Origin of the sequence: Nocardia sp. NPDC006044 (assembly GCF_042871115.1) — a bacterium.
Lineage (GTDB): Bacteria > Actinomycetota > Actinomycetes > Mycobacteriales > Mycobacteriaceae > Nocardia.
Map to the genome: position 1 here is coordinate 197554 of NZ_JBIAID010000006.1, position 25749 is coordinate 223302.

Here is a 25749-nt window from a genome sequence, read left to right on the forward strand (position 1 = left end):
GTTTCACGCGGGCTGGTCGACTCGATAGCGGACGAGGATGTTGTCGGAGTCGTCGAACGTGCGGGTGCCGAGGGGGTGCAGGGCCGGCAAGTCCGGCCCGAACAGCGGGGTACCCGCGCCGAGCGGCGTCGCGCCGACGATCAGGTGGAGTTCGTCGATCAGGCCCCGTGCCGCCAGGTCGTTCCACAGCACCCGGCTCGCGAAAATGACTATGTCGCCGCCGTTTTCCCGCTTCAGCGCGCGCAGCGCCGCCGACGCGCCGGACCGGCCGATGATGGTGGTGTTGCCGGCCCACGGGTGCCCGGCGGCGGGCGGGGTCGCGCTGTCGGAGACGACGAGCTTGTCGATGGCGTTGTAGCGCTTGGCGAATTCCTGATTCGTGGCCGAGGCCGAGGTGTCCTCCGCGACGCTCGGCCAGAAGCCTTGGAACAGGCCGTAGGAGTTGCCGCCGAGCACCACGGTGCCGGCGGTACTGATCCGCTCCAGGTTGTAGCCGTCGAAGGCGGCGTCCATCGGCATGGCCATGACGTTGCCGCCGGGGCCCTCGTAGCAGCCGTCGAGGGACATGACGTTGACGACGATCAGCTTGCGCATCTGCTTGTTCCTTCCGGTGTCGCGAGCCACGGTGGCGCGCACTGTCAGGTCGGAACATGGCCGCGGATCTCTACGCATCTCCCGCAGGAGTTGCATAACGTTCAGGTAACGGTCCATCGGACGCCTTGATGGCAGGTGCCTTCAGTCGCTCGATCCGGGTTTCGTATGCTCGACCCAAGCACCCTCCGAACGATTGGTGACCAACGATGATCGACTTCTCGATGCCCGCCGAGCTCGCCGCCGAACGCGATCGAGTACGACGGTTCGTCATCGACCAGATCGTTCCGTTCGAACGGGATCCGCGGCTCACCGCGCACGGTCCGACCGACGAACTGCGCCAGGAATTGGTCGAGCTGGCCAGGGCGGAGAAGCTGCTCACCGTGCAGGCGCCGGAGTCGCTCGGCGGACGCGGGCTCTCGCACCTCGAGCAGGCGGTGATCTACGAGGCGGCCGGCTGGTCCACCCTGGGCCCGATCGCGATGAACTGCGCGGCGCCGGACGAGGGCAATATGTTCCTGCTGTCCAAGGTGGCGAACCCGGAACAGGTCGAGCGGCACCTCGCGCCGATGGTCGCCGGGCAGCACCGCTCGGTGTTCGCCATGACCGAGCCGGACGGCGCGGGCTCGGACCCGGCGCAGCTGGCCACCACCGCCACCTTCGACGGCGAGAACTTCACCGTCAACGGCCGCAAGTGGCTGATCACCGGGGCGAACGGCGCCAAGACGTGGATCATCATGGCCCGGCTCGCGGAGAACCCGCACCTGCCCGCGGGCCCCACCCTGTTCCTCACCGACGGCGATCAGCCGGGGATCGTCATCGAACGCACGATGAACACGATGGACCGCAACTACGTGGCCGGGCACGGCGTCGTCCGGTTCGACAACCTGACGCTGCCGCAGTCGGCGCTGCTCGGCGACGCGGGCCAGGCGCTGCGCTACGCCCAGCTGCGGCTGGCACCGGCGCGGCTCACGCACTGCATGCGCTGGCTCGGCGCGGCCGAGCGAGCGCAGAGCATCGCGGTCGCGCACGCGCGCACCCGGACCGCGTTCGGCAAGCCGATCGGCGAGCACGAGGGGGTGTCGTTCATGTTGGCGGACAACGAGATCGCGCTGCACCAGTGCCGGCTGACCATCTGGCACACCTGCTGGCTGATGGACCAGGGCGAGAAGGCGCGGCACGAGAGCTCGATCGCGAAGTCGTATGTCTCCGAGGAGCTGTTCAAGGTGGCCGACCGGTGCGTGCAGGTGCTCGGCGGCATCGGCATCAGCGACGAGACGGTGGTCGAGATGATCTTCCGCGACATCCGCGCGTTCCGGCTCTACGACGGCCCGACCGAGGTGCACAAGTACGCGATCGGGCGCAAAGTACTGCGTGGTTGAGCGAGGTTTTTCGGGGCCGGGTCAGGGCGGGGCGACCTCGACTAACATGCTGGCATGAGTTCGGAACTGCACGTCGATGTCTCCGCGGGCATCGCCGTGCTCACGCTCAATCGGCCCGCTCAGCAGAACGCCTTCACCCCGGCGTTGGCCGCCGAATTGAGCGCCGCGTTGCAGCGCTGCGATGACGAGGACAACATCCGGGTCGTGGTGATCACCGGGACGCCGCCCGCGTTCTGCGCGGGGGCGGACCTGTCCAGCCGGGTCGGCGACGTCAGCGCCACCATCGAGCCGGCCCCGTGGCGGGTGCGCAAGCCGGTGATCGCCGCGGTGAACGGGCACGCGGTCGGCATCGGGCTGGCCCTGGCGTTGCAGTGCGACCTGCGGTACATGGCGCAGGACGCGGTCTACGGGCTCAATCAGGTCCGGCGCGGCGTAGTGGCCGACGGCTACGCGCACTGGACGCTGCCCCGCCTGGTCGGCATGGCCAACGCCGCGGACATCATGCTGACCGGTCGCACCTTCGACGGCGACGAGGCCAAGGCGATGGGCCTGGCCAACGGCAGCATGCCCGGCGGCGAGGTGCTGCCGATGGCGCTGGCGATCGCGCACGACATCGCCAACGGGTCGGCGCCGCTGCCGGTGGCCATGTCCAAGCGGCTGCTGTGGGAAGGTCTCGGGATGAGCCCGGCGATGGTCGGGCAGCTGGAGACCGACCTGAACGCGCACGTGAGCAAGAGCATCGACGGCGGCGAGGCGATGGCGGCGTTCAAGGAACGCAGGCAACCGAACTGGACCGGCAGCGTCAGCGAGGAATGGCCGGCCTGGGACGACAAGGAAGACCAGGAACGGCCCAGCCTCGGTTAAGCGTTGCCGCCCAACAGGATCAGCAGATAGAGCACCGCGAAGATGATCATGAAGATGGTGCCGATGATGCCGAGGATGTACCCGACCACCACCTGAACGCGGCCGCCGTAGGCGCCGTGGGACTCCTCGATCTGATCCAGCGCGCGCTTGCCCATCGCCCACGCCACCGGACCGAGCACACCGCAGCACAGCACGCTCGCCACCCCGAGCCACAGCACCGCCGTCGCGTTCGGATGCTCGATCGGATTGCCGATGGGCTGGTTCGGTATGACCACGACGCGAATTCTACGGTGCGCGCCCGCTCCGCCGCGTCTATTGCCGTGTGCCGGGGAGCGTTTCGCGGTGCGGCGAGGTGTTCAGTAGCGGCGCTGGCGAGCGATTTCGGCGAGCACGACGCCCGCGGCGACCGAGGCGTTGAGCGATTCGACCGGGCCCGCCATCGGGATGCTCAGGATCGAGTCGCAGTTCTCCCGGACCAGGCGGGACAGGCCCTTGCCTTCCGAACCGACCACGATGACGGTGGGTTCGCGACCGTCGAAATCGTCGAGGTTGGTGTCGCCGCCCGCGTCCAGACCGACCACCTGGATGCCCTGCGACGCCCAATCCTTCAGCGTGCGAGTCAGATTCGTCGCGCGCGCGACCGGCAGCCGGGCCGCGGCACCGGCGCTGGTGCGCCAGGCGACCGCGCTGACGCTGGCGCTGCGCCGCTGCGGGATCAACACGCCCTGGCCGCCGAACGCGGCGACCGAGCGGATGACGGCGCCGAGATTGCGCGGATCGGTGATGTTGTCCAGGGCGACCAGCAGCGCGGGCTCCGCCGTGTTGCGCACCTCGGTGAGCAAGTCGTCCGGGTGCGCGTAGCGGTAAGGCGGCACCTGCAGGGCGACGCCCTGGTGCATGCCGTTGGCGCTCAACCGGTCCAGGTCGCCGCGCGGCACCTCGAGGATGGAGATGCCCGCGTCGGCGGCCAGCTTCACGCTCTCGGTCAGCCGCTCGTCGTTCTCGGCGCCGAGCGCGACGTACAGCGCCGTGGCGGGCACGCCCGCGCGCAGGCATTCGACCACCGGGTTGCGGCCGAGCACCATTTCCGGGCTGTCGTCGTCCTTGCGTCCGGCGGCCCGGCCCGAGCTGCCCCGGGGTCCGCCGCCGCCCTTGGCCGCGGCCTTCGCCGCGGCGGCGGCCCGCTTGGCCGCGGGATGCTTGGTGCGCGCCTCGGCGGGCGGGGTCGCGCCGCGACCCTCGAGCCCGCGCCTGCGCTTACCGCCGGAGCCGACGACGGCGCCCTTCTTGGTCCCGCCCTTGCGGATCGCGCCACGACGCTGCGAATTGCCTGCCATTACTTGGCCTTTCCAGGTTGTAGCGCGTCCGGCGCCGCGAGCGGCGCAGCGCCAAGGGCCCATTCGGGACCGTTTTGCGTGTCGGTGACCTCGATTCCGGCTGCCTGCAATCGATCGCGGGCGGCATCGGCGCTCGCCCAATCCTTGTCTGCTCGCGCCTGCTGACGGCGGTCGAGCTCGGCGCGCACCAGCACGTCGAGCGCGCCCAGTGCCGCCGACGAGTCGCGTGGGGTGAACCAGTGCGGATCCAGCGGGTCGACACCAAGAATACCGAGCATGGCGCGGACCTGTCCGGCCAGGTCCCGCGCGCTGTCGATCGCGCCCGATTCGAGCGCCTTGTTGCCCTCGTGCACGGCGCGGTGGATCTCGGCCAGCGCCTTCGGCACGGCGAGGTCGTCATCGATGGCCGCGGCGAACGCGTCGGTCCACTTGCCCACCGGGATGTCGCCCGCGCGATCGGCGGTCCGGTGGATGAACGCCTCGATGCGCTGATAGGACTGGGCCGCGTCGTTGAGCGCCTTGTCCGAGTACTCCAGCATCGAGCGGTAGTGCGCGCTGCCGAGGTAGAACCGCAGCTCCACGGCGCGCACGTGGGTGAGCACGTTCGGCACGGAGAGCACGTTGCCCAGCGACTTGGACATCTTCTCCCCGCCCATGGTCACCCAGCCGTTGTGCAGCCAGTACTGGGCGAAGCCGTCGCCCGCCGCCTTCGACTGGGCGATCTCGTTCTCGTGGTGCGGGAACACCAGATCCATACCGCCGCAATGGATGTCGAATTCGGGGCCGAGGTAGAACTCGGCCATCGCCGAGCATTCCAGGTGCCAGCCGGGCCGGCCGGGACCCCAGGGCGAGGGCCAGGTGGGCTCACCGGGCTTGGCGGCCTTCCACAGGGTGAAGTCGCGCGGGTCGCGCTTGCCCTCGCCCGCGCTCTCGCCCTGGTGCACGTCGTCGAGGCGGTGGCCGGACAGGCTGCCGTAGTCGGGGTAGCTCACCACGTCGAAGTAGACGTTGCCCGCGGAGGCGTAGGCGTGACCGCGCTCGATCAGCCGCTGCATCATGTCGACCATCTGGGTGATGTGGCCGGTGGCGCGGGGCTCGACGGACGGCGGCAGCACGCCGAGGGTCTCGTAGGCGTTGTCGAAGGCGCGCTCGTAGGTGGCGGCCCACTCCCACCACGGCCGGCCCGCCTCGGCGGCCTTGGTGAGGATCTTGTCCTCGATGTCGGTGACGTTGCGGATGAACCACACGTCGTAGTCGTGCGCGAGCAGCCATCGGCGCAGCACGTCGAAGGCGACGCCACTGCGCACGTGGCCGATGTGTGGCGCGCCCTGCACGGTCGCCCCACACAGGTACACCGAGGCACGGCCGGGAACCAGGGGCGCGAAGTCGCGCATGGTTCGCGTGTCGGTGTCAAAGAGGCGCAGCGTCACGGCGTTCGATCCTAGCTGGTAGATAGACCTGTACCCGGACCGGCTCGGGTCCGTCGGAGCGGGGTCAGCGACAGGATCGCAGCAGAGCGGTTGCCATCGCGGCAACGCCCTCACCGCGACCGGTCAGCCCGAGGCCGTCGGTGGTGGTGCCGGAGACCGAGACCGGGGCACCGAGCAGCTCGCCGAGCAGTTGCTGGGCCTCGGCGCGGCGCGGGCCGATCTTCGGCCGATTGCCGATCACCTGGACCGCCGCGTTGACGATCCCGAAGCCTGCCTCGTCGAGCAGCCTGCGCACTTCCTTCAGCATGGCGGCGCCGGAGACGCCCGCCCATTCCGGGCGGCCGGTGCCGAAGACCGCGCCGACGTCGCCGAGTCCGGCGGCGGACAGGAGCGCGTCGCAGAGCGCGTGCGCGGCGACGTCGCCGTCGGAGTGACCGGCGCAGCCGTCGTCACCGTCGAAGAGCAGCCCGGCCATCCAGCAGGGGCGGCCGGGTTCGATGGGGTGCACGTCGCTACCGATGCCGACGCGCATATCGGCGACTGCGCCGCCCTCGGTCACTGGGCCACCGCCCCGCGCAGGTCCGCGCCGTCGAGCACCGCGTGCGCGAGCAACAGGTCGAGCGGAGTGGTGATCTTGAAAGCCAAGGGGTCGCCGGGGATGGTGCGCACCTGGGTGCCGAGCAGTTCGACGAGTCCGGCGTCGTCGGTGGCGTGCACGCCCTCGGCGAGGTACGCCGAGCGAAGCAGCCCGGCGGCGAAGCCCTGCGGGGTCTGGATGGCGCGCAGCTGGGCGCGGTCCGGCGTGCCGGTGACGGCGCCGGCCGCGTCGACGGACTTGATCGTGTCGGCGACCGGAAGCGCGGGGACCACGGCGAGGTGGCCGGCGCGCAACTCGGCGACAACCCTGGCGATGAGCTCGGGCGGGGTGAGGGCGCGCGCGGCATCGTGGACGAGGTAGTAGGCGGCCTCGGGTGCGGCGGCGAGGCCTGCCCGCACCGAGTCGATGCGTTCGGCGCCGCCGACGACCACGTGTACCGAATCCGAGGGCGGCAGCAGGGCAACGGCGCTCTCGACGAATTCGGCGGGAACCATAACGATGATCCGGTCGACCGCGCCGGAGGCGATCAAGCCCTCGACGGCGAGCCGGACCATAGGGCTGCCGCCGACCGGGACGAACGCCTTGGGCGTGGCTTCACCCAGGCGTACGCCGCGACCGGCGGCAGGCACCAGAGCAACGACGGTTCCGTCGGCACGACGAGCACCGTTGTCGAGTTTGTTCACGGTCAGGAAGCCGCGGCGAGGACCTCGTCCAGCAGCGTCTCGGCCTTGCCGTCATCGGTCCCCTCGGCGAGCGCGAGCTCACCGACGAGGATCTGGCGGGCCTTGGCAAGCATCCGCTTCTCACCCGCGGACAGGCCGCGGTCCTGCTCTCGACGCCACAGATCGCGGACGACCTCGGCCACCTTGTTCACATCGCCGGAGGCGAGCTTCTCCAGGTTGGCCTTGTAGCGGCGGGACCAGTTGGTCGGCTCCTCCGTGTGCGGCGCGCGCAGCACCTGGAAGACTCGATCGAGACCTTCCTGGCCGACGACATCACGTACGCCGACGTATTCAGCATTCTCAGCGGGAACCCGAACAGTCAGATCGCCTTGGGCGACCTTCAGGACCAGATACTCTTTTTGCTCACCCTTGATGGTGCGAGTCTCGATAGCTTCGATCAGCGCCGCTCCGTGGTGGGGGTAAACGACGGTGTCTCCGACCTTAAAAATCATGTGTCCCGTGCCCCTTTCGATGTTCACAGTTTAACATGCGACTCGGTAACGGCGCGATCAACTGTGCAGGTCAGGGCCACAACGAGGTAGCGGTGGGGCTTGACAGAACGGGGTCGGTGTGCATTACGTTGTGCCAGAACGGGTTACCTCCCCGCACTGCCCCCGTCCCGGCCCCCCGACCCGAGGCGGCAGTGCGTTCGCGATCCGACCGTGCTCGACCGATCTGTTACCAACCGACCCGCGCGTCGCGAGCCCCGGCTCCCGGTCCGTAGCGGGAACTACTACGCTGCCTAGTTACTACTCTCCCCTACGGAGATGAGCCCGGTCGACATGGAGGGACAACCCGTGACTGCCCTGAAAGCTGTGACCGCCCTGAAGAAGGCGCGACGTCGCATGGTGCCGGTGGCCGCACTCGCCGCCGGCGCGGCCATCGCGCTGACCGGCTGTAGCTCGGGCCAGATCTCGCAGACCGCGGACCAGGTGGCCGCGATCAACGGCAACCACGCCGACATCGGCAAGGTCGCGCTGCGCAACGTGCACATCGTCTTCCCCGCCCAGGGCACCGAATACAACAACACCAAGGGCGGCAAGGCGATCATCGCGCTGTCCATCATCAACAACAGCCCGTCGGTGCCCGACGAGCTGACCAGCCTGACCACCGATCTCGGCACCGTGAAGATCACCCCGGCGGCCGGCAAGTCGACGGTCGAGCTGGCCCCCCAGCAAACCGTGGTCGCGGCGGCCAAGCCGGTCAAGGCGGCCGCGCCGGCCGCCGACACGCACGGCGCCACGCCGACCAGTTCGGCGGCGCCGACCTCGGCCAAGCCGGACGCGCACGGCGCCGGCCACGCCGACGTCGCCGAGGCCACCGCCGATCCGGAGGCCCGCCCGATCCTGATCGAGATCACGGGCCTGACCAAGGACATCACGCCTGGCCTGACCTACAACGTGGCGTTCAACTTCAAGCAGAACGGCACCGTGCAGATCCAGGTGCCGGTCGACGCGGGCGCTTCCACGGCCCGGCAGGAGTCGGACGAGTCCGGCGCAACCGAGGCCGAGCACAAGGGCGGACACTGAGCGTCTAGCCCCCTTACGGAGACGGCTGCCACACCTGTCAGGTGTGGCAGCCGTTCGTTTATCCCGCCACCGCGCTGTCAGTGGGCCTGGACGGGCGGTTTTGTCGGACGCGATACGTAAGGTGCCCGTGTGGCCAAGACCAAGTCGATCTTCCGGTGCTCCGCCTGCACGCACGAGGTGGCCAAGTGGGTGGGCAAGTGCCCGGATTGCGGCGCGTGGGGCACGGTCGACGAGGTAGCCGTCGCGGCGACGGGCGCGGGCGCACCCGCCCGGCGCGCGATGCTGCCGAGCACCGCCGCCGCCCCGATATCCACCATCGACTCGCAGATCACCAGGGCCAAGCCGACCGGGGTCAGCGAGCTCGACCGGGTGCTCGGCGGCGGCGTGGTCCCCGGTTCGGTGGTGCTGCTCTCCGGCGAGCCGGGCGTCGGCAAGTCGACCCTGCTGCTCGAGGTCGCGCACCGCTGGGCCAGGCAGAACGACGCGAAATCGCTCTACGTCACCGCGGAGGAGTCGGCCGGACAGGTGCGGTTGCGCGCCGACCGCACCGGCGCGGTGCACGAACGGGTCTATCTCGCCGCGGAATCCGATCTCTCGGTCCTGCTCGGCCACGTCGAGCAGGTGCGGCCGACGCTGCTGGTGGTGGACTCGGTGCAGACGATGCTGGCGCCGGAGGTGGACGGCGTGATCGGCGGCGTCACCCAGGTGCGCGCGGTGACCTCCGCGCTGACCTCGCTGGCCAAGGCGAGCGGGATCGCGGTGCTGCTGGTCGGGCACGTGACCAAGGACGGCAATGTCGCGGGCCCGCGCACCCTGGAACATCTCGTCGACGTGGTGCTGCACTTCGAGGGCGACAAGAACTCGACGCTGCGCATGGTGCGCGGCCTGAAGAACCGCTTCGGCAGCGCGGACGAGGTCGGCTGCTTCGAGCTGCACGAGGATGGCATCGCCTGCGTCGACGACCCGTCCGGGCTGTTCCTGCATCACCGCACGGATTCGGTGTCGGGCACCGCGGTCACCGTCGCGATGGACGGCAAGCGGCCGCTGGTGGCCGAGGTGCAGGGGCTGACGGTGGAGACCGAGATCCCGAATCCGCGGCGCGCGGTCAGCGGGCTCGACTACAACCGGGTCGCGATGGTGCTGGCCGTGCTACAGAGCCGCGGCAAGGTGTTCCTCGGCAAGTCCGACGTCTACGCGGCGACGGTCGGCGGCATGCGGCTGCTGGAACCCTCGGCCGACCTGGCCATCACGCTCGCCATCGCCAGCGCCAATTCCGAGGTGGCGATTCCGGCGGGCTGGGTGATCCTCGGCGAGGTCGGCCTGGCCGGTGAGGTGCGCAAGGTGACCGGGCTGGAACGCAGGCTGGCCGAGGCCGAGCGGCTCGGCTTCACCACCGCGCTGGTGCCGCCCGGCTACGCCCCGTTCAAACGCGGCGGCATGAAGATCCACGAGGTGGCCGATGTGCGCTCGGCCATCCGCATCACCGGCACGCGCAAGCGGCGCGCGCCGAAGGAGGACAAGGAAGTGGCACCCGATTTCTGACCGGCCCCACCGGATCCCGGACGGCTCAGGCGGGCGTCAGATTGAACGGCTCCGGCGAGCTGTGCAGCGAACCGAACTGCGCGATCACCTGATACGCCCCGGCCGGCACCGGCACGCGCTCGCCGACGCAGCCCTGCTGCGAGGTGGTGCCGGACCAGCGCACCGTGAACAGCGCCTGCTCACCGGGTTTCAGGTTCCGCTGGTTCGACTCGTCGACCGGCGAGCAGTCCGAGCTCGTCCAGAATCGGCGCTGACCGTCCAGCGACAGCACCGACGCCTGGATCTGGGCCAGGTTCATGTCCCGCTGGCACACCGAGCTGGAGATGTTGGTGATGACGAAGCGGAAGTTCGGCTGCTCACCGACCTTGTAGGTCGGCTGGTCCACACTGATCTTGATCGCCAGCGACTGATCCGCGCACTGCCCCGGCCCGGTCGCGGGCTCGTTCGAGGCGGTCGTAGCGACGCTCGGCGTCGCCGCGGTGCTGGATTCGGCCGGGCCCGCCGCCTTGGTGGGCGAGACGTCGGCGGGCTTGCTCGTCGTCGAGGACGACGAACCGGCCGCGGCGGGCTTCGAGTCGTCGGGCTTCGAGTCACCGCCGCGCGCGACCGTGAGCACGAGCCAGATGACCAGCGCCAGCGCGACGATCAGGGCGCCGATCGCCAATGCGCGTCGACGCCAATAGATCTCCGGTGGCAGCGGTCCATTCGGTTCCAGCACGCCTCAACGGTAAAGGCACGACCGGACGCAACGACTCATACGCCCGGCGTGTCGGTCCGGATTACGCGATCGTGGCGATCCAATTCCGGCCCGCACGCTGGGCTGACAGCGACGCCCGCGGCTCAGGCGACCTCGCCGATGTTGCCGACGACACGCTGCAACTTCACCTGGCCTTCGGCGAGCTTGTATGTGACACAGGCGATCGCGCATTCACCGGACGCGACCCGCTGCGAGATGATCATCGACCGTTGCATGAGCAGCCTGCTCGTTTCCACCACGTGCCGGGCCTCCATCTCGTCGACGGTGGACAGGCCTTCCCGGCGGCCGATCAGAATGGACGGCGTGACCCGCTCGACCACGCTGCGAATGAAGCCGCCCGGCACCTCACCGCCGTCCAGCGCGTCGATGGTGGCCTTCACCGCGCCGCAGCTGTCGTGCCCGAGCACCACGATCAGCGGAACGTTCAGCACCTCCACCCCGTACTCGATCGACCCGAGCACCGAGCTGTCCACGACGTGGCCCGCGGTGCGCACCACGAACATGTCGCCCAGGCCCTGGTCGAAGATCAACTCCGCGGCCACCCTGGAGTCACCGCAGCCGAACAGGATCGCGGACGGGTGCTGGCCGCTGACGAGCTTGGCTCGGTCGGAGGCGCCCTGGCTAGGATGCTGCAGCGCACCGGAGACGAAGCGGTCGTTGCCTTCACGCAGAGACTTCCAGGCAGTGACCGGATTTGAATCAGGCATACCGACCATTGTGCACAAGGCTTGGGTTACCAGCGAGTTCGTTTGGTTACAGGTCGGCAAATACCAGCTGGCGACAGTAGGGCAGGAATCGTGAGGAAAGCACCGAACAGCATCGATGCCGACGTGTTGCTCGACTGGTACGCGGAGACCGCGCGCGACCTGCCGTGGCGCCGCCGCGAGGTCACCGCGTGGCAGATCCTGATGAGCGAGATCATGCTGCAGCAGACCCCGGTGGTCCGGGTCGAGCCGATCTGGCGGGAGTGGGTGGCGCGCTGGCCGGTGCCCTCGGCCATGGCGGCCTCCTCGCAGGCCGAGGTGTTGCGCGCCTGGGGCAAACTCGGCTATCCGCGCCGGGCGCTGCGGTTGCACGAATGCGCGCGGGTGCTGGCCGCCGAGCACGGCGACGAGGTGCCCGCCGACGTGGACGTGCTGCTCGGCCTGCCGGGGATCGGGGCGTACACGGCACGGGCGGTCGCGTGTTTCGCCTACGGGCAACGAGTTCCGGTGGTGGACACCAATGTTCGTCGGGTGGTCGCCCGGGCCGTACACGGGCGGGCAGCGGCCGGGAATCCGTCGTCGCGGGACCTCCCGGAGACCGAAGCCCTGCTGCCGCAACAGATCGATCGCGCGGCGGTGTTCTCGGCCGCGTTGATGGAGCTGGGCGCGACGGTGTGCACGGCGCGCACTCCGGACTGTTCGCGTTGTCCGCTGCCGAGTTGCGCGTGGGTCACGGCGGGGCGTCCGGTCGCCGAAATCGTCCGTCGCACACAGAAATACGAGGGCACCGACCGGCAGGCGCGGGGCAGGCTGCTCGACGTGCTCCGGGGTGCGACGGGTCCGGTCGAGCGCGTACAACTCGATCTGGCCTGGCCGCGCGACCCCGGGCAGCGCGACCGCGCGCTGGACTCGCTGCTGGTCGACGGCCTGATCGAGCAGACGAACGACGGCCTGTTCGCCCTGGCGGGCGAAGGCTGCGCCGCTCCCTGATCACCCGGCCCTGATCAAGAGGCCTGCGGCTCGGCGAGTACGCGGCCGAGGAAGCGCTCGACGGCGGCGCGGTACTGCTCGGGTTGGTCGTCGTGCACGAGATGCGCTGCGCCAGGGACGAGTACGTGCTCGGCATCGGGATGCGTCTCGGCCATCTGCCGCATCTGGCCGGCCGGGGTGATCGTGTGCTCGCCCTCGAGCAGCAGCGCGGGCACCCGGATGGCGTGCCACTGCGGCCAGAAATCGCGACTGCCCCACTCCTCGGAGATGTCGCGGAATGTCGTCACCGACCCATGCAGCCGGTAGCCGTCCGGTCCATGCTCGAACGAGTTCAGGAAATACCGCCCGGCGACCGGCCCGAAGAATCTCAGCACCGCGTTCGCGTCCGGGAACGGTTGCGGCCACGCCTCGATCATCGCCGCCCAGTCCGTCGCCGTCCGGCCGGTGAAGTCCGGGGCGATGTCCTCGATCACCAGCGCCCGCACCCGGCCCGGGTGCGTCGCGGCGAACACCCAGCCGTGCAGCGCGCCCATCGAATGCCCGATCAGCACCATCGGTTCGGTGATGCCGGCGGTCGCGGCGGCCAGATCGGCGACGAACGCCTCGGTGGTCAGCTCGTCCGGGGCGGGCCTGCCGTGCCCGGCCGCGTCGAAGGTGAAGACGTGGCCGTAGTCGCGCAGCCAGTCCAGCTGGTCGTGCCAGGTCCTGGCGCTGCCCATCAGTCCGTGCAACAGCAGGATGGGCACACCCGCTCCGCCTTCGTCATGCAACACTCCGCCGATTCTGCCGGGCCGCGCCGACAGGTGCGCACAACCCCCGATACGGCCCATACCGGGCACTCGCGCGCGGGTCGTATTGTCGAGCGCATGGCTGTTGTGAAGATCAACGCGATCGAGGTTCCCGAGGGCGCGGGCCCCGAGCTGGAGAAGCGGTTCGCCCACCGGGCGCACGCGGTGGAGGGCTCGCCGGGTTTCCTCGGTTTCCAGCTGCTCCGGCCGGTCGCCGGGGACAACCGGTACTTCGTTGTCACCCAGTGGGATTCGGAAGAGTCGTTCGCCGCGTGGCGGGACGGCCCGGCGCGCGAAGCGCACGCGGGCGAGCGGCAGAAGCCGGTGTCCACCGGTGCGTCGCTGCTGGAGTTCGAGGTCGTGCTGGACGTGGCGGCCAAGCCCGCGGGCTGACCCGGCCACCCACGCCGGGCGGGCCGAACCGTCCGGCGACTCGCCCGACGCCGGGGCGCGACCGTGCTGGTCGTGTTGACGGCGGGTGCCTCCAGGTGTCACAGTTCGAATGACAAAACGCGAGGGTGATGCGGTAATCCGGTGAAATTCCGGAGCGGTCGCGCCACTGTGTTCCATGCACCGGGTCCCTGGGTGCCGGAAAGCCAGACACCGGCATCTTCGCACCCATTCGACGGGACGCGCATCCCTAGGAGGACCGCATGGCTATCGTGCATTCGCCGAGCCGGGCAAACGAAACTCTGGCCACTGTGCTCGTCACAGTAGGCGTCGTTCTTCTCGCACTGCTCACGCTGTACCTGGTCGGCTTCGATCAGGGCGTCATCTCGCGCAGCGGGATGTACCTGCACGAGCTGATGCACGATGGACGGCACCTGCTGGGGCTTCCGTGCCACTGACTTCGTCGGCTGCCGTTTCTCAGGATCCACCCGCTGCGTTCCCGTTGACCGGTTCGCTGAAGACCCTGCTGCTGCGCGGTCTGCTGGCCGGTCTCATCGCGGGCCTGCTGGCCGCGTCGGTCGGCTTCTTCGTCGGTGAATCGAAGATCAACGCCGCGATCGCCATCGAGGAAGCCAATTCCGCGGCGGCGCAGCACGCGCCCGGCGCGGAAGCGGAGGCGAGCGGCGGACATTCGCACGGCGACGAGGAAGAACCCCTGGTGAGCCGCACCGGGCAGAAGGCGGGACAGTTCCTCGCCCTCGGCCTGGCCGGTCTCGCGCTCGGCGCGATCTTCGCCTCGGTCGCGAACGTCGCCCGGCGCTACAGCACGCTGTCCGGGCCGAAACTCGCGCTCGCGCTCGGGCTGGGTGGCTGGGCCGCGATCGTGGCGGTGCCGTTCTTCAAGTACCCGGCGAACCCGCCCGCGGTGGGTGACCCGGAGACGATCAATCAGCGCACCCTGCTCTGGGTGGCGGCGGTGCTGCTCGGCCTGGCGGCCGTCGGTATCGGCGTGTACGTCTACAAGGCGCTGCGCGGTCAGCTGAGCACCGTGCGGCTGATCGGCGGGGTGGCCGCGTTCGTTCTGGTCACCATCGTGGGCTATGTCCTGCTGCCCGGCGTCAACGAGGTGAAGGCGGACTTCCCGGCGACGCTGCTGTGGCAGTTCCGGGCGGCCTCGCTCGGCGAGACCGCCACGCTGTGGGCCTGTCTGGCCCTCGGCTTCGCCGCGCTCAGCGAATTCGCCACGCGCGGTGATACTCCGGTACGAGGGTCGGTCGCTACCGCGGGCTGATCCGCATCCACGAGACGAGGGGCAGTGTCGGTGTCATGACCGGCACTGTCCTTTCCCTTTGGCCCGCACCGCTGCGTTCGGGCGCACCCGCGCAACCACCGCGCGCCGTCCTCGTCGCGTTCGTCGGCTTCGTGGTCGCGCTGCTGGCCGGCGTGGCCGAGGCCGTCGAACAGGCCGCGCTGCTGCTGGAGCGCGACGAGGTCGACATGGCCGGCCTGGCCACCGGACTCGCGGTGCGGCTGGGGATCTACCTGGTCGTGCTCGTCGTCGCGATCCGGATGACGCACGGCGCCCGCTGGGCGCGGCTCCTGCTGACCTTCGGCATCGGCGTGATCGGCCTGCTCTCGCTGATCATCGAACCGCTGGCGGCACTGTTGTCCGCGGACAAGTTCGGCGACCTGTTCGCGCGTCTCACCGTCGAATCCGTGGTGATCGGCGGGTTCCGCACGATCCACGTGGTCGCGGTGCTGGTCGCCGTCCCGGCGATGTATCACCCGGCGGCGCGCCGATTCTTTCGCCGCGCCTGAACATTTCGCATCATCACATGGCTCCTCGCACATCCGGGGATGTGCGGGGAACCAAGCGATTACGCGAGGGCCGCGTCCAGCTGGATGTGGTCGACGCCGGCCAGGGCCTTGCTGACCGGGCACCCGGCCTTGGCGGCCTCGGCAGCGGCGGCGAACGCGTCGGCGTCGATGCCGGAGACCTTGCCGCGCACGGTCAGCTTGATTCCGCTGATCCGGAAGCCGCCGGCCGGATCCGGCCCGAGGGTCACGTCGGCGCTCACGTCGAGGCTCTCCGGGGTGCCGCCCGCGTTGCCGATCTGCGCCGAGAGCGCCATCGCGTAGCAGGACGAGTGCGCCGCCGCGATGAGCTCCTCCGGGCTGGTGGTGCCGTCGGCGTCGTCGGCCGAACGCTTCGGGAACGACACGTCGTACTTGCCGACGCCGGAGCTGGCCAGCTCGACCTGCCCCGACCCCTCCTGCAGAGTGCCGGTCCAAGCAGTACGCGCGGTACGTGTAGGCATCACGATCCTTCCTAGTCCGCCTCTCCGAGTATTCAGGCCAGATTCAGGTGCCACCGCGGGTGCGCTGGCGGCCGACAGTGAGGCGCGGGTCACGTTACCCCGTACCCGGCGAGTTACCCATGTTCATACGAAATCAGTTGTCGCATTTGATTACTCGGGAGTGGTGACCCGGGCCAGCACGATGCCGCCGATGATCAGCGACAGCGCGAACACCCGCCCCGCGCTGAGCGGATCCTTGTTGAACACGATGCCGAGGCCGATGGCGCCGACCGCGCCGATGCCGGTGAAGATCGCGTACGCGGTGCCGACCGGCAGCGTCTGCATGGCCCTGGACAGCAGGTACACCGCGGTGACGCCGAGCACGAAGCAGAGCACGGTCGGCCACAGGCGGGTGAAGTTCTCCGTCGGTTTGATGCTCTGCGACCAGACGATCTCGACCAGACCGGCGATGCCGAGGACGACCCAGTTCATCTCAGTACTCCTTCGCGAGACCGCGAGCGGTTTCGAGGGCGAGCGCGTACGACTCGTCGTGCTTGTCGCGCAGGTGCGCCAGCGCGGGATCCTGCCGGGCATTGGCCAGTTCGGCATTGACGAAAACCGTGTCGTGGACGGCGAAATGGCCGGCGAAGAAGTCGCGCAGGAAGCGCTCCTGATAGTCGAACGCGGCCTTCGGCGCACCGGGCGAGTACGCGCCGCCGCGCGCGGTCGCGACGACGAAACGGCGGTGGCCCAGCGACATTCGCGGGAACGTCACCTGATCCAGCCAGGCCTTGAGCGCGGCCGGAATGGAGTAGTTGTACATCGGCGTGCCGATCAGGACGACGTCCGCGGCCAGCAACTCGGCCAGCAGCGGTTCGACGATCGCCCAGGCGGCGGCCTGCTCCGGCGTGCGCACCAACTCGCCGAGCCGGTCCAGATCGGTGGTGGCCTGCGCGAGCACCGCGTCGCACAGCTCGGTCCACGCCTCGCCGATGAACGGCACCGGCTCTGCCGCCAGATCGCGGTAGCGGTAGCCGCCGTCGGGGTTCTCCGCGCGCCACGCCTCGGCGAAGACGGCGCTCAGCTCGCGGCTGATCGAACGGGTACGGGCGCTCGCGTCCAGGTGCAGCAACGTTGTCATGACGAACCTCTCGGATTAACTGGACATTGCGTCCATTTATCGACGAGATCGACTGTATCGCCAACTGGACGCATTGTCCACTTAGTCTCGAACTCGGGTACAGTCAGCGGCATGACCAGGCACACGGATCTGCTGAGCGGGCAATCGGCCGCCCCGCCGGAGCGCGCGGACGCGGCGCGCAACCGGGCCAAGGTGCTGGCCGCGGCCGCCGAACTGTTCGCCACCCGGGACCCGCGCACCGTGACGATGGACGACATCGCCAAGGCCGCCGGCGTCGGCCGCGGGACGCTGTATCGCCGCTACCCGGACACGAATTCGATCGCCGTCGCTCTGCTCGACGAACACGAACGGGCATTGCAGGCGCGGTTGATCGGTGGCGAACCGCCGCTGGGCCCCGGCGCGCCGCCCGCGCAACGGCTGGCCGCGTTCTACGCCGCGATGGTCGAATTGCTGGACGCGCACGCCGATTTGGTGCTCGGCGCGGAAATCGGCGGGGCCCGGTTCGCGACGGGGTCCTACGGATTCTGGTTCGCCCATGTACGAGCGCTGTTGCTGGCGGGCGGTATTCGGGAGCCGGACGCGCTGGTCGATCCGCTGCTCGCGCCGTTGGGCGCCGAGGTCTACCAGCATCAGCGCGGTCGCGGGCTGAGCTCCGCGCAGATCGCCGACGCCCTGCGCGACCTCGCCCTCTCCGTCCTCGGCAAGCCGCGCTGAAAGCCGTCGGCGGCGCTGCGCCAACGGCTTTCGGCATCGATCGCTCACACCAGATCGCGCCGGCGCATCAGCCATACGGTCCCCGCCGCGAAGAGCGCGATGTAGACCCCGAGCACGATCAGCGCCTCGGTCCGGGACAGGATGTCGAGCACGCCCGGCGTCCCCGCCCCGACCGTCCGCATCGCCCCCGCCATCGAACCGGCGGCGGTGCCGGGCAGATGATCGGTGATCACCGCGATCGGCGAGAAAATGGACGCCACTGCGCGCAGCAGGTTCTCCACCACCAGCACCCACACCAGGCCGAGCCCGACGGCCAGCGCCGGACCGCGCGCGACGACGCCGATCAACGCACCCGCCAACGTCCACATGCCGAGAATCGCTATCCCCGTGAGGATTCCGAGCGCCGACTGCTGAGGCGAGGGCAGCGCCAGCGTCTGCGATTGGGTCGCGCCGATCAGCGACGCCACCCCGAGGTCCACGACGAACGCGGTGAGCACCAGCCCGGCCACCACGACCATCAGGCTCACCAGCACCCCGCCGACCGCGCTGATCCGCGATGGTCCCTGGGTGAACACGGTTTTCCAAGTGCCCCAGCCATATCCGCTGCCAGTGGCCAGCGCGCCGAGCACCAGCATCAGCGCCCCGCCGAACATCGCCATGCCCTGGGTGAACACCTCAGGCACCGCCGCGGGCAGCATCTGGTGCAGCAGCGCGTCTTTCGGCAGGCCGTTCGACATCCGGCCCGACTCGCCCGAGGTGTAGGCGAGATAGTTGAACAAGTAGGAGAAGGTGAGGTTCAGCAGGATCCAGGTGCCGAGGATGATCCAGAACGCCGGCCACTTACGCAGCCGCAGCGCCTCCGCCCTCGTGCTCGCCAACAGGTCTTCGATGGTCATTTCGCCACTTCCAGCTGCGTCATTTCGAAAAACACTTCCTCCAGGGACTTTTCGTCGATCCGCAGTTCCAGCAGATCGGCGCCCGCCGCGACCACCGCCCGCGCCACCGCGGGCGCGGTGCCGTTGCCCGCCTCGATCCGGATGCCGCTCGCGGTCAGCATCGCGGCCCGCTCGCCGACCACCTCGCGTACCGCCGGGAACGCGAGCTCCAGCGGTTCGGCCCGCAGCAGAAGCGATGCTGCACCGCGTAATTCGGCCACCGTCGACTCGGCAAGCAGCTTGCCCCGCGAGATCACGCCGACCCGGTCGCAGATCTCCTGCACCTCGCTGAGCATGTGGCTGGACAGCAGCACGGTGTGCCCGTCGGCGGCGAGAGTGGTGATCAGTTCCCGCATTTCGGCCATGCCCTGCGGATCGAGGCCGTTGGTCGGCTCGTCCAGGATGAGCAGGTCCGGCCGGCCGAGCAGGGCCGCGCCGACACCGAGCCGCTGTTTCATGCCGAGCGAGTAGGTGCGGAACCGGTCCTCGGCTCGATCGGCCAGGCCCACGCGCTCCAGCGCCTCCTCGACTTCGGTGTTGCCGATGCCGCGGTACTTCGCGAGTACCCGCAGGTTGTCCCGGCCGGACAGGTACGGATAGAAGCCGGGACCCTCGATGAGCACGCCGATCCGGCGGACCACCGCGGGATCGCCCGGCGCGTGCCCGGCCACCGTCGCGGTGCCGTCGCTGGGCCGGATCAGCCCGACCAGCATGCGCAGCGTGGTCGTCTTGCCCGCGCCGTTCGGACCGAGAAACCCGTAGATCTCGCCGGCTGCGACGCTCATGCTCACGGCGTCCACGGCGGTGTGCGCGCCGTAGCGTTTGGTCAACCCGCGGGTGACCACGATCGAATCTGTCATGCACCGAGAATCCGCCCAGGACCAGGTCCGCCACATCCGTCGCGCGGCGACGTCCGGAGTACGTACCGCGGACGACGACCGGCACCCGCACGGCCGTTATGGTCGAAACAGGCGCGGCACGACAGCGGTCGCGAAGGCGTCGAAGACGCTACTGTCTAACCGCAGCCGCCGACTCGACTGACTCGGCACTTGTGTATGGCCTGAATACGCGGAGAGGCGGATGAGCATTTCGAGTCGAGGCTCGCTCGGATGGGACTGGGGTGTGGCGCTGGTGGTCGCCGCGCTGCAAATCGTCGGCGGCACATTCGCGAACCAGAGGATGGGCGACACTTCGCTCGACGTCCTCGGCTACCTGCTACTACTCGCCGGTCCGGTGGCGTTGATCTGGCGACGCGCCCAGCCGGTGCCGGTGCTGCTCGTCGCGCTCACCGCGTGCGCGGCCTACCTGGCGCTCGGTTACGGGTATGGGCCGATCTTCTTCTCCCTGGTGATCGCCTTCCTGACCGCCGCGAGCTCCGGATCCCGCTGGTGGACTTACCCGCTCGTGCCGATCGGCTACCTGGTGCTGGTCTGGCCGGTGCCCGCGCTGTTCGGCCGCGGCGCCAACGTGTGGCAGATCTTCGCGCTGATGGCCTGGCTCACCGTGCTGCTGTGCGTGGTGGAGGGCATCCGGCAGCGCAAGGCCGTGTTGCAGGCACGCCGGCAACGCGCCGAGGCCGCGCGCCGGGACGAAGAGGCGCAGCGGGAACGCCGGGCCAGCGAGGAACGCCTGGCCATCGCGCGCGAGCTGCACGACGTACTGGCGCACAGCCTTTCGCTGATCAACGTGCAATCCTCGGTGGCGCTGGAACTGTTCGACAAGAAACCCGAGCAGGCCGCCAGCGCACTGGACGCGATCAAGACCGCAAGCCGGGACGCGCTCGCCGAGGTGCATACGCTGCTGCACTCGATCCGCACCGGCGGCAACGTGGCCGGCGAATCCGACAGTGCCGACGGCGAATTCGGCGATGCCGAGCGGACCGCGCCGAGCCGGCGTCGCCCGCGCGGCTGGAGTGGCCGCAATTCCGCTGGCACCGACCGTCTTTCGGGCGACGAATCGAACCGGGCCGAGGGCGAATCCGCCGAGCCCGAGACGCGGCCTGCGGCGCCGCGCAACCCCGCACCGAGCATCGGCGACCTGGACACCCTGCTCCAGCGCGCCCGCGCGGCCGGATTGCCGGTGAGCACCAAGATCATCGGCGAACCGCAGCAGCTGCCGAGCGTGATCGACGTGGCCGCCGCGCGGATCATCCAGGAGTCGCTGACCAATGTGGTGCGGCACGCGCCGGGCGCGGAGGCCACGGTGAGCGTGCGCTACGCGGCCCAATCGGTCGACATCACCGTCGACAATGCTCGACCGACCGCACCGGCGCCCAGGACCGGCACCGGCGGCGGCAACGGAATCATCGGCATGCGCGAGCGCACGCACGCTCTCGGCGGCGCACTCACCGCGGGACCGCGCCCGAGCGGCGGCTTCCGGGTCGCGGCGCGACTGCCGTTGCGGCCGATGGAGCCGAGCGAACCGAAGCCAGCGCCCGGCCGCGCCGACGACACCGCCCGCCCCGACAACGTGCGCCAGATCCGGCCCGGCGACAAGGCGCAGCGGTCCAGCGCGCCGGGGGCGCAGTAGGAGGGCTCGTCGTGACGAATATCCGGGTCCTGGTGGCCGACGATCAGGCGCTGGTGCGCGGCGGCTTCGTGGCGCTGCTGGAGGCCCAGGACGGCATCGAGGTGGTCGGCGAGGCGGACAACGGCGAACAGGCCGTGCGGATGACCCGCAGCCTCACCCCGGACGTGGTGCTGATGGACATCCGGATGCCGATCCTCGACGGCCTCGCCGCGACCAGGATGATCGCCGAGGACGCCGGGCTGGCCGCGGTGAAGGTGGTGGTGCTGACCACCTTCGAGCTCGACGAGTACGTCTTCGAGGCGATGCGCGCCGGCGCGACGGGGTTCCTGGTCAAGCACACCGAACCGGCCGACCTGGTGCGCGCCGTGCGGGTGGTGGCGGCCGGGGACGCGCTGCTCTCCCCCGGCGTCACCCGCCGCCTCATCGCCGAATTCTCCGCGCACGCCAAGACCCCGCCGCCCGCAACGCTTTCTGAGCTCACCGAGCGCGAGCGCGAGGTGCTGGTGCTGGTCGCCGAGGGGCTCACCAACGCCGAGATCGGCGAGCGGCTGTTCATGAGCCCGGCCACCGCCCGCACGCACGTCAGCCGGATCCTGATGAAGCTCGGCGCCCGCGACCGGACTCAATTGGTCGTCATGGCATACGAATCCGGCGTGGTGCGCCCGGGCTGGCAGTAGCTACGCGCCGCCCGGATTCGCCTGTTCGCGCTCCGCGTCGGTGAATCCGCGACCCCGGGCGCCGCGCGCGGACTTCTGGATTCGGGCCGAGCTGGCCGACGCCGCCCGGAACACTCCCGAAACACCCTGCGGCGCAGCGGCATAGGTGATCGAGTTGCCCGGGTCGAAGCCCATCTGAGCGCCGATCGCGACCGCGTCCATGTTCGCGCCGAGGAACAGGAAATTCCAGTCGTAGACGTCCTGCTGCTGAGTGATCAACGATTTCACCGCCGTGTGCGACCACTCGGTGCTGGAATTCTCGTGACCGTCGGTGAGCACCACGACGATGACCGTGCCCGGGCGTTCGGCTTCCGGTCGCTTCGCGAGTTCTGCGCCGACGTCGGTGACCAGCCGGCCCACCGCGTCGTAGAGCGCGGTCATGCCGCGCGGTTGCAGGTCGAGCGGCGGCACCTGGGCGAGCGGGCGGTTCGCGTAGACGCATTCGTATTCGGTGTCGAACCTGGCCAGCGTCACCTCGATGGTCTTCGGCACCTTGCGCTGTTCCTCGATGAAGGCGCTGAACCCGCCCTCGGTGTCGGACTTGATCGACTGCATCGACCCGGAACGGTCGAGCAGTACGGCTATCAGGGTCAGATCTGGATTTGTCATGAGCACCCCCGGTCGGTTCGATGAACCCCATCCAACCTACCCCGGCATACGCGCTGCGGCGTACGGCGAGCAACGCCGCGCGACCGATGTCCCGGGGTAAGCCGGCGGCGCAGGCTTTCGGCATGAACATTTCCACGCACCCCGAGGCCATCGCGTTCCTCGCCGACCATTACGACGGTGGCTGGCATCCCTGGCCGTTCTTCTGGATTTTCCCGCTGCTGTTCTGGACCACCTTTATCGTCCTGGCGTTCTTCGCGCGGCGCCGGTTCTCCGGCCGGGACAGCGGTATCGGCGCGCTGCGCACCGCGTTCGCCCGCGGCGAGATCACCGAAGATCAGTACCGCAGCCGCCTCGCCGTGCTGCGCGAGCCGAAGGGCCCGGCCAAATGAGCATGCGATTCGGCATTGTCCTCACCCCGCGTTCCGGCGCCGAATGGGCCGGTGCGGCAAAGGATGCCGAGCAGCAGGGGTATCGGACGATCCTGTTGCCGGACACGCTGAACACCCCGTCACCGTTCCCTGCGCTGGCCGCGGCGGCCGCGGTGACCAGCACGGTGCGGTTGCGGCCCAATGTGCTTGCCGCGCCGCTGCGCACCGCTGCCGCGACCATCCGGGAAACCGCGGCGCTGCAACTACTTTCGGACGGACGGTTCGAGCTCGGCATCGGCTCCGGCCGCCCGGATGCCGGTTCGGAGGCCGAACGGCTCGGCATGCCTTGGGGTTCCGCGGCCGAACGCCGCGCGCAGCTGGCGGACACGATCGCGGCGGTGCGCGCGGCGGTCGATCCGGTCCCGCTGGTCGTCGTGGCCGCGAGCGGCCCGCGAATGCTCGCCGCCGCAGCGGGATTCGCCGACCGCATCCTGCTCGCCGCCGGCCCCGAGGTGACCGAGGCGGAGCTGGCCGACCTGGTCCGCGTCGTCCGGGACAACACCGACCGCGACATCCGGTTCAGCCATCAGCTGATCGGCATCGGCGACCGGCTGCCCTACTGGATCAGCACCCGGCTCGGCCGCACCGCCGACGAGTTGCGCGCGGCAGGCGCGGCGGGCGTCCTCGACGCCGACCCCGCAGCCGCCGCGGAAGTCCTCGAAACCCGCAGAGAAAAGTACGGAATCGACGAGCTGATCATCCCCGGCGAGCTGTCCGCCCCCTTCGCCCCCGTGCTCGCACACTTCTGACCGACCAGCGACCACTGACCTGCGTTCCGGTGCCGACCTAGTCGGCACCGGAACGCCGACAGTAGGAATCTCTGCTCGGTGTCGTAAACCGCTCAGGCGATCGCGGGCACAGCGTGACCGGAGGACGTGCCAGCGGTGCATCGTCACGGATCGAATGAGATTCGGCCAGGCCGAGGCCGATGCTCATAAACCGACGAGGTCACTGAGTTTCACCAAGCGCGGCGGTAATCCACTGGCTGTCAACAGGATTCCAAGTGCCGATTGAGATGGTTCCGTCGAGCAAGGGATCGGCGAACCTGGCGAGCGCGACCAGCGCGGCGTCGAGGTCGTGCAGGTCAGCCGGCAGTGAGGTGCCTGCGGCTTCGCGCGGGTATCCCATATCCCATCCGGATCCAGGTCGGGTGACGGCGCCAGGCAAGGTCAGATGGTCACGTCGTTGTTGTTGAATCCGAAGTGCTCGCAGGGTTTTGGCGGCGTCGATGGGGAACCTGTCGATGATGAGCAACAGGTCCACCAGATCGTGCCAGCGCGTGGATGGCGTGGCGTTGGGGCCGTGGACTTCGTACATCGCGGCGATCTTGTCCGCGATCTGATCGGCCAGAGAAAGGCAGCGAAACGGCGGCAGATCGGCGAAGTTGTCGAACTCCAGGACTGTTGCCGGTTCGACATGATCGATATCGGAAGCCAGGGTGGGCCTGATCGAGAGATCGATGGGGAAATGGTGGAGTTCGGTGACGCCGTAGTAGACCGTGGTCACCAGTTGCGCGCTGTGCGAGGTGGCAGGATCGTTCTTTCCGCGGCGCACCTCGAAAGTCAATGGATCGAGATCGCTGGGAGTAGCGCAGAGCTGCTGGAGTTCGGTCACGGCTTGGTCGGCGTCGACGTCGGTCCGCAGAATGTCGATGTCACGGCTGTACCGAGCGCCATCGGCGATGCGGACCAGCAGGCCGCTGCCGCCTTTGAGCACCCAGGGGCTACCGGCGTCGGAGAAGACGCGGCCGAGAAATCTGAGCAAGTAGAACTCGCGGTGGATCTGCGTGGGTGGTCGCCCGGTGGCGCGGGCAACCTGTTTGACCTTGGCGTTGAGCGACATTCGGAAGGCGGACGCCGATCGATGTGGCTGGTTCATGACTCCCCAGCGTCGTACTCGGGTTCTGGCTCAGCAGCACGGTTCGGCGCTTGTCCGAAGTCGCGGGTGACCGTATCGCGGATATCCGCGAGCAGATCCGCCCATTCAGAGGTGGAGGTCAGGGCGCTGATCACGGCCGCGTTGATGTCGTCGAGTTTGGCCGGCGGAATCGAGGATGCTGAGGCATGGACGGCTGCCATATCGATGGCGGAGGCGGGGATGCCGGCTTCTGCGATGAAGTCGCGGACCAATCCGTCGCCGTCGCCGGGGCGCATGCCGTAGTGGTGTGCGTACGGACGCAGCGCATCGGCGACCTGGTGGGAGGTCGTATCGCCGGTGAGGATAGCGTCCCGGACGACGGTGGCGAGGTGACCGCCATCCGTGTGGGCGGCGGCGAGATCTACGACGGTGCGCAACGGGCGGGTGACGGGCAGGCCTTCGACGCGGTGCCAGTCGGAACGCTCGAGTGTGCCGACACGGAAGGCGAGCTCAGGATTGCGACTGCTGTTGCGTCGCCGAGGAACAGTGAATGTGTGAACGTCGGCGTCGAGATCGCCTAGGTCCTGCAGGGCCGCTGCCGAGCGATGACTGACCACCCCGATCGGCACCGGGTCCGCCAGCCGATCGGCCGCGCTTCGTTTCGGTTCCAGCGCAAGCCATTCCGCGCGGAGTGCCTCGTGCCGGGATCCGGGGGCGCCCGAGAGCCGGTACACACCGTGACGCAGCCGGACAAGCAGCCCACGATCGGTGTAGCGCTTGAGCTGCATCGGGCTGACTCCTCTGGTGGCAGCTTGGCTGGTTGTGAGCAGGCCCCACTGCCCCTCAGCCAAGTCGGCGAGGTCGAGTAGATGCCCGTCATTCATACACCAATAATATCA

Annotated in this window: 32 protein-coding genes and 1 riboswitch; of the genes, 14 read left to right on the forward strand and 18 right to left on the reverse strand. The window is 69.1% G+C overall.

Annotated elements, in window-relative coordinates:
- Window positions 1–3: 3 nt before the first annotated feature.
- A complete protein-coding gene (locus ACFYO1_RS40230) occupies window positions 4–594 on the reverse strand; it encodes a dihydrofolate reductase family protein (RefSeq protein ID WP_387243713.1) in 591 nt (196 codons plus the stop codon).
- Between the two features lie 206 nt (window positions 595–800).
- On the opposite strand from ACFYO1_RS40230, the gene ACFYO1_RS40235 reads away from it, so the two are divergent.
- Window positions 801–1973, forward strand: coding sequence for an acyl-CoA dehydrogenase family protein (locus tag ACFYO1_RS40235; RefSeq protein WP_387243716.1), 1173 nt, complete (start codon window positions 801–803; stop codon window positions 1971–1973).
- A gap of 54 nt (window positions 1974–2027) precedes the next feature.
- Window positions 2028–2837 (forward strand): enoyl-CoA hydratase/isomerase family protein, encoded by an 810-nt coding sequence (locus tag ACFYO1_RS40240; RefSeq protein ID WP_387243719.1) that lies wholly within the window; start codon window positions 2028–2030, stop codon window positions 2835–2837.
- Here the strand turns inward: ACFYO1_RS40240 and ACFYO1_RS40245 are convergent.
- The 6 genes from ACFYO1_RS40245 to carD all read right to left on the reverse strand — a co-directional run bounded on the left by ACFYO1_RS40245 (window position 2834) and on the right by carD (window position 7376).
- On the reverse strand, window positions 2834–3112 hold the full coding sequence (locus tag ACFYO1_RS40245; RefSeq protein WP_387243722.1) for a DUF4190 domain-containing protein: 279 nt from the start codon (window positions 3110–3112) through the stop codon (window positions 2834–2836). The two genes, ACFYO1_RS40240 and ACFYO1_RS40245, sit on opposite strands and share 4 nt — an antisense overlap.
- A gap of 81 nt (window positions 3113–3193) precedes the next feature.
- Window positions 3194–4174, reverse strand: coding sequence for a 23S rRNA (guanosine(2251)-2'-O)-methyltransferase RlmB (rlmB, locus tag ACFYO1_RS40250; RefSeq protein ID WP_387243725.1), 981 nt, complete (start codon window positions 4172–4174; stop codon window positions 3194–3196).
- A complete protein-coding gene (gene cysS, locus ACFYO1_RS40255) occupies window positions 4174–5604 on the reverse strand; it encodes a cysteine--tRNA ligase (RefSeq protein WP_387243728.1) in 1431 nt (476 codons plus the stop codon). The genes rlmB and cysS overlap by 1 nt, the downstream gene beginning before the upstream one ends.
- Before the next feature lie 64 nt (window positions 5605–5668).
- Window positions 5669–6136, reverse strand: coding sequence for a 2-C-methyl-D-erythritol 2,4-cyclodiphosphate synthase (gene ispF / locus ACFYO1_RS40260; protein WP_387244109.1), 468 nt, complete (start codon window positions 6134–6136; stop codon window positions 5669–5671).
- A 23-nt stretch (window positions 6137–6159) separates the two neighbouring features.
- The gene (gene ispD, locus ACFYO1_RS40265; protein WP_387243731.1) at window positions 6160–6885 is read right to left on the reverse strand and encodes a 2-C-methyl-D-erythritol 4-phosphate cytidylyltransferase; all 726 of its coding nucleotides are present in this window, start codon (window positions 6883–6885) and stop codon (window positions 6160–6162) included.
- A 2-nt stretch (window positions 6886–6887) separates the two neighbouring features.
- Window positions 6888–7376, reverse strand: a complete 489-nt coding sequence (gene carD / locus ACFYO1_RS40270) for an RNA polymerase-binding transcription factor CarD (RefSeq protein ID WP_011206964.1) — start codon at window positions 7374–7376, stop codon at window positions 6888–6890.
- 345 nt (window positions 7377–7721) lie between these two features.
- Here carD and ACFYO1_RS40275 point away from each other — a divergent pair, with 345 nt between their 5' ends.
- On the forward strand, window positions 7722–8453 hold the full coding sequence (locus tag ACFYO1_RS40275) for a hypothetical protein (protein WP_387243734.1): 732 nt from the start codon (window positions 7722–7724) through the stop codon (window positions 8451–8453).
- 129 nt (window positions 8454–8582) lie between these two features.
- Window positions 8583–9995 (forward strand): DNA repair protein RadA, encoded by a 1413-nt coding sequence (gene radA, locus ACFYO1_RS40280; protein ID WP_387243737.1) that lies wholly within the window; start codon window positions 8583–8585, stop codon window positions 9993–9995.
- Between the two features lie 25 nt (window positions 9996–10020).
- Here radA and ACFYO1_RS40285 read toward each other — a convergent pair whose 3' ends face one another.
- The gene (locus tag ACFYO1_RS40285; protein ID WP_387243740.1) at window positions 10021–10713 is read right to left on the reverse strand and encodes a hypothetical protein; all 693 of its coding nucleotides are present in this window, start codon (window positions 10711–10713) and stop codon (window positions 10021–10023) included.
- A 122-nt stretch (window positions 10714–10835) separates the two neighbouring features.
- Window positions 10836–11459, reverse strand: a complete 624-nt coding sequence (locus tag ACFYO1_RS40290; protein WP_387243743.1) for a carbonic anhydrase — start codon at window positions 11457–11459, stop codon at window positions 10836–10838.
- A 90-nt stretch (window positions 11460–11549) separates the two neighbouring features.
- Here ACFYO1_RS40290 and ACFYO1_RS40295 point away from each other — a divergent pair, with 90 nt between their 5' ends.
- Window positions 11550–12446 carry an A/G-specific adenine glycosylase gene (locus ACFYO1_RS40295; protein ID WP_387243746.1) on the forward strand — a complete coding sequence of 299 codons (897 nt, stop codon included), beginning with the start codon at window positions 11550–11552 and terminating at the stop codon, window positions 12444–12446.
- A gap of 14 nt (window positions 12447–12460) precedes the next feature.
- On the opposite strand, the gene ACFYO1_RS40300 is transcribed toward ACFYO1_RS40295, so the two are convergent.
- Entirely contained in the window at window positions 12461–13219 is a 759-nt protein-coding gene (locus ACFYO1_RS40300) for an alpha/beta fold hydrolase (protein ID WP_387243749.1), read from the reverse strand.
- A gap of 93 nt (window positions 13220–13312) precedes the next feature.
- Between ACFYO1_RS40300 and mhuD the strand changes: the two genes are divergently transcribed.
- The 4 genes from mhuD (at window position 13313) to ACFYO1_RS40320 (ending at window position 15442) form a co-directional block, all read left to right on the forward strand.
- Window positions 13313–13627 (forward strand): mycobilin-forming heme oxygenase MhuD, encoded by a 315-nt coding sequence (gene mhuD / locus ACFYO1_RS40305; protein ID WP_378719923.1) that lies wholly within the window; start codon window positions 13313–13315, stop codon window positions 13625–13627.
- Window positions 13628–13705: 78 nt separating this feature from the next.
- Window positions 13706–13861: riboswitch (cobalamin riboswitch) on the forward strand.
- Between the two features lie 26 nt (window positions 13862–13887).
- Complete coding sequence (locus ACFYO1_RS40310; RefSeq protein ID WP_387243753.1) at window positions 13888–14082, forward strand: CbtB-domain containing protein; 195 nt, start codon at window positions 13888–13890, stop codon at window positions 14080–14082.
- A gap of 44 nt (window positions 14083–14126) precedes the next feature.
- Window positions 14127–14915, forward strand: coding sequence for a CbtA family protein (locus tag ACFYO1_RS40315; protein ID WP_387243756.1), 789 nt, complete (start codon window positions 14127–14129; stop codon window positions 14913–14915).
- 35 nt (window positions 14916–14950) lie between these two features.
- Window positions 14951–15442: a hypothetical protein gene (locus tag ACFYO1_RS40320; protein WP_387243759.1), complete on the forward strand. Its 492-nt coding sequence runs from the start codon at window positions 14951–14953 to the stop codon at window positions 15440–15442.
- A 59-nt stretch (window positions 15443–15501) separates the two neighbouring features.
- Here ACFYO1_RS40320 and ACFYO1_RS40325 read toward each other — a convergent pair whose 3' ends face one another.
- The 3 genes from ACFYO1_RS40325 to ACFYO1_RS40335 all read right to left on the reverse strand — a co-directional run bounded on the left by ACFYO1_RS40325 (window position 15502) and on the right by ACFYO1_RS40335 (window position 17062).
- Window positions 15502–15942 (reverse strand): OsmC family peroxiredoxin, encoded by a 441-nt coding sequence (locus ACFYO1_RS40325; protein WP_387243762.1) that lies wholly within the window; start codon window positions 15940–15942, stop codon window positions 15502–15504.
- A gap of 150 nt (window positions 15943–16092) precedes the next feature.
- On the reverse strand, window positions 16093–16413 hold the full coding sequence (locus ACFYO1_RS40330; RefSeq protein ID WP_387243765.1) for a DMT family transporter: 321 nt from the start codon (window positions 16411–16413) through the stop codon (window positions 16093–16095).
- A 1-nt stretch (window position 16414) separates the two neighbouring features.
- Window positions 16415–17062: an FMN-dependent NADH-azoreductase gene (locus tag ACFYO1_RS40335; protein WP_387243768.1), complete on the reverse strand. Its 648-nt coding sequence runs from the start codon at window positions 17060–17062 to the stop codon at window positions 16415–16417.
- Window positions 17063–17173: 111 nt separating this feature from the next.
- Between ACFYO1_RS40335 and ACFYO1_RS40340 the strand changes: the two genes are divergently transcribed.
- Window positions 17174–17776 (forward strand): TetR/AcrR family transcriptional regulator, encoded by a 603-nt coding sequence (locus ACFYO1_RS40340; protein ID WP_387243770.1) that lies wholly within the window; start codon window positions 17174–17176, stop codon window positions 17774–17776.
- A 44-nt stretch (window positions 17777–17820) separates the two neighbouring features.
- Here ACFYO1_RS40340 and ACFYO1_RS40345 read toward each other — a convergent pair whose 3' ends face one another.
- Together ACFYO1_RS40345 and ACFYO1_RS40350 are read right to left on the reverse strand one after the other, a co-directional pair.
- Window positions 17821–18672, reverse strand: a complete 852-nt coding sequence (locus ACFYO1_RS40345; RefSeq protein ID WP_387243773.1) for an ABC transporter permease — start codon at window positions 18670–18672, stop codon at window positions 17821–17823.
- Window positions 18669–19571 carry an ABC transporter ATP-binding protein gene (locus tag ACFYO1_RS40350; protein WP_387243776.1) on the reverse strand — a complete coding sequence of 301 codons (903 nt, stop codon included), beginning with the start codon at window positions 19569–19571 and terminating at the stop codon, window positions 18669–18671. Before ACFYO1_RS40350 ends, ACFYO1_RS40345 begins: the two co-directional genes overlap by 4 nt.
- Before the next feature lie 220 nt (window positions 19572–19791).
- Here ACFYO1_RS40350 and ACFYO1_RS40355 point away from each other — a divergent pair, with 220 nt between their 5' ends.
- Window positions 19792–21240, forward strand: coding sequence for a sensor histidine kinase (locus ACFYO1_RS40355; RefSeq protein ID WP_387243779.1), 1449 nt, complete (start codon window positions 19792–19794; stop codon window positions 21238–21240).
- 11 nt (window positions 21241–21251) lie between these two features.
- Window positions 21252–21917 (forward strand): response regulator, encoded by a 666-nt coding sequence (locus ACFYO1_RS40360; protein WP_387243782.1) that lies wholly within the window; start codon window positions 21252–21254, stop codon window positions 21915–21917.
- Here ACFYO1_RS40360 and ACFYO1_RS40365 read toward each other — a convergent pair whose 3' ends face one another.
- Window positions 21918–22565: a VWA domain-containing protein gene (locus tag ACFYO1_RS40365; RefSeq protein WP_387243785.1), complete on the reverse strand. Its 648-nt coding sequence runs from the start codon at window positions 22563–22565 to the stop codon at window positions 21918–21920.
- 122 nt (window positions 22566–22687) lie between these two features.
- Here ACFYO1_RS40365 and ACFYO1_RS40370 point away from each other — a divergent pair, with 122 nt between their 5' ends.
- Entirely contained in the window at window positions 22688–22954 is a 267-nt protein-coding gene (locus tag ACFYO1_RS40370; protein WP_387243788.1) for a hypothetical protein, read from the forward strand.
- Window positions 22951–23742, forward strand: coding sequence for an LLM class flavin-dependent oxidoreductase (locus ACFYO1_RS40375; RefSeq protein ID WP_387243791.1), 792 nt, complete (start codon window positions 22951–22953; stop codon window positions 23740–23742). Before ACFYO1_RS40370 ends, ACFYO1_RS40375 begins: the two co-directional genes overlap by 4 nt.
- 199 nt (window positions 23743–23941) lie before the next feature.
- Here ACFYO1_RS40375 and ACFYO1_RS40380 read toward each other — a convergent pair whose 3' ends face one another.
- A complete protein-coding gene (locus tag ACFYO1_RS40380; RefSeq protein WP_387243794.1) occupies window positions 23942–24871 on the reverse strand; it encodes a nucleotidyl transferase AbiEii/AbiGii toxin family protein in 930 nt (309 codons plus the stop codon).
- Window positions 24868–25734: a type IV toxin-antitoxin system AbiEi family antitoxin domain-containing protein gene (locus ACFYO1_RS40385; RefSeq protein ID WP_387243797.1), complete on the reverse strand. Its 867-nt coding sequence runs from the start codon at window positions 25732–25734 to the stop codon at window positions 24868–24870. The genes ACFYO1_RS40380 and ACFYO1_RS40385 overlap by 4 nt, the downstream gene beginning before the upstream one ends.
- Window positions 25735–25749: the final 15 nt, after the last annotated feature.

Bases quoted from the DNA above. Each gene is read 5' to 3' on its own strand.
- ACFYO1_RS40230 (WP_387243713.1), bottom strand. From the start codon at position 594: ATGCGCAAGCTGATCGTCGTCAACGTCATGTCCCTCGACGGCTGCTAC.
- ACFYO1_RS40235 (WP_387243716.1), top strand. From the start codon at position 801: ATGATCGACTTCTCGATGCCCGCCGAGCTCGCCGCCGAACGCGATCGA.
- ACFYO1_RS40240 (WP_387243719.1), top strand. From the start codon at position 2,028: ATGAGTTCGGAACTGCACGTCGATGTCTCCGCGGGCATCGCCGTGCTC.
- rlmB (WP_387243725.1), bottom strand. From the start codon at position 4,174: ATGGCAGGCAATTCGCAGCGTCGTGGCGCGATCCGCAAGGGCGGGACC.
- ispF (WP_387244109.1), bottom strand. From the start codon at position 6,136: ATGCGCGTCGGCATCGGTAGCGACGTGCACCCCATCGAACCCGGCCGC.
- carD (WP_011206964.1), bottom strand. From the start codon at position 7,376: ATGATTTTTAAGGTCGGAGACACCGTCGTTTACCCCCACCACGGAGCG.
- ACFYO1_RS40290 (WP_387243743.1), bottom strand. From the start codon at position 11,459: ATGCCTGATTCAAATCCGGTCACTGCCTGGAAGTCTCTGCGTGAAGGC.
- mhuD (WP_378719923.1), top strand. From the start codon at position 13,313: ATGGCTGTTGTGAAGATCAACGCGATCGAGGTTCCCGAGGGCGCGGGC.
- ACFYO1_RS40310 (WP_387243753.1), top strand. From the start codon at position 13,888: ATGGCTATCGTGCATTCGCCGAGCCGGGCAAACGAAACTCTGGCCACT.
- ACFYO1_RS40320 (WP_387243759.1), top strand. From the start codon at position 14,951: ATGACCGGCACTGTCCTTTCCCTTTGGCCCGCACCGCTGCGTTCGGGC.
- ACFYO1_RS40325 (WP_387243762.1), bottom strand. From the start codon at position 15,942: ATGCCTACACGTACCGCGCGTACTGCTTGGACCGGCACTCTGCAGGAG.
- ACFYO1_RS40330 (WP_387243765.1), bottom strand. From the start codon at position 16,413: ATGAACTGGGTCGTCCTCGGCATCGCCGGTCTGGTCGAGATCGTCTGG.
- ACFYO1_RS40335 (WP_387243768.1), bottom strand. From the start codon at position 17,062: ATGACAACGTTGCTGCACCTGGACGCGAGCGCCCGTACCCGTTCGATC.
- ACFYO1_RS40340 (WP_387243770.1), top strand. From the start codon at position 17,174: ATGACCAGGCACACGGATCTGCTGAGCGGGCAATCGGCCGCCCCGCCG.
- ACFYO1_RS40345 (WP_387243773.1), bottom strand. From the start codon at position 18,672: ATGACCATCGAAGACCTGTTGGCGAGCACGAGGGCGGAGGCGCTGCGG.
- ACFYO1_RS40350 (WP_387243776.1), bottom strand. From the start codon at position 19,571: ATGACAGATTCGATCGTGGTCACCCGCGGGTTGACCAAACGCTACGGC.
- ACFYO1_RS40355 (WP_387243779.1), top strand. From the start codon at position 19,792: ATGAGCATTTCGAGTCGAGGCTCGCTCGGATGGGACTGGGGTGTGGCG.
- ACFYO1_RS40365 (WP_387243785.1), bottom strand. From the start codon at position 22,565: ATGACAAATCCAGATCTGACCCTGATAGCCGTACTGCTCGACCGTTCC.
- ACFYO1_RS40370 (WP_387243788.1), top strand. From the start codon at position 22,688: ATGAACATTTCCACGCACCCCGAGGCCATCGCGTTCCTCGCCGACCAT.
- ACFYO1_RS40375 (WP_387243791.1), top strand. From the start codon at position 22,951: ATGAGCATGCGATTCGGCATTGTCCTCACCCCGCGTTCCGGCGCCGAA.
- ACFYO1_RS40380 (WP_387243794.1), bottom strand. From the start codon at position 24,871: ATGAACCAGCCACATCGATCGGCGTCCGCCTTCCGAATGTCGCTCAAC.
- ACFYO1_RS40385 (WP_387243797.1), bottom strand. From the start codon at position 25,734: ATGAATGACGGGCATCTACTCGACCTCGCCGACTTGGCTGAGGGGCAG.